Annotated in this window: 1 protein-coding gene; it reads right to left on the minus strand. The window is 73.4% G+C overall.

What is annotated here, in order from left to right:
• On the minus strand, positions 1-1,029 hold a 1,029-nt coding region (locus tag A9W96_RS01430; protein WP_156765074.1), incomplete at both ends, for an acyltransferase domain-containing protein.

Here is a 1,029-nt window from a genome sequence, read left to right on the forward strand (position 1 = left end):
CCGATCATCGAGTCGAACCCGAGGTCGCCGAACGCGCGGTCGTGGTCGATGGCGTGGCCGCCGGGATGCCCCGAGACGGCCGCCGCGTGCTCGCAGACCAATTCGACCAGCACACGGTGCTGATCGTCGGGGGCCAGTCCGTGCAACCGCTGCGCCAGGTCGGGTGCTCGAGCCGCCGTGGCGGGCGGCGCCGCCCCGGCTCCGCCGGATCCCAGCCAAAAACGTTGCCGTGCAAAGCCGTACGTGGGCAAGTCGATCCGCCGGGCGTTGCGTCCGGCGAACACGACGGCCCAGTTCGGGTCGAGGCCGCGGGTGAACAGCCGGGCGGCCGCGAACACCAGCGATTCCGTTTCGGGGTGGTCCTTGGCCATGGTGGGCACCGATACGGCCTGCGGCGTGCTCAGCGATTGGTCGACCGCCGCCGTCAGCGCCGCGCCCGGGCCCAGCTCCACGAAGGTCCCGGCGCCGGCGGCCTCGGCGGCGCGCACCCCCTCGAAGAAGCGCACCGGCTGGCCGATGTGCGCCGCCCAGTACTGCGGCGAGCCGTAGCCGCCGCCCGCGAACTGGCCGGTCAGGTTGGACACAAGCCCGATTCGCGGCTGCCTGGCCTCGATGTCGGCCACCGCCGCGGCAAACTGCGCCACCATGGGCTGCATCAGCGACGAGTGAAACGCGTGCGACACCGCCAGCCGATGCACGCGCCGACCCATCCGGGCCAGCCGGTCCGCCAGCGCTTCGACGGGGGCCTCGGCGCCGGACAGCACCACCGCGTTGGGGCCGTTGACCGCCGCGAGGCTCACCCCGTCGGTCAGCAGCCCGGCGACCTCGGCTTCGCCGGCCTCGACCGCCACCATCACCCCGCCGGCCGGCAGTTGCGCCATCAACCGGCCTCGCGCCGCCACCATGCGCGACGCGTCCGCGAGCGACAGCACCCCGGCCACGCACGCCGCGGCGATCTCACCCACCGAGTGCCCCATCACCACATCCGGTGTCACACCGAAGGATTCCCACAAGGCCGCCAGCGCGAGG

Origin of the sequence: Mycobacterium sp. 1245852.3, assembly GCF_001669335.1 — a bacterium.
Lineage (GTDB): Bacteria > Actinomycetota > Actinomycetes > Mycobacteriales > Mycobacteriaceae > Mycobacterium > Mycobacterium europaeum_A.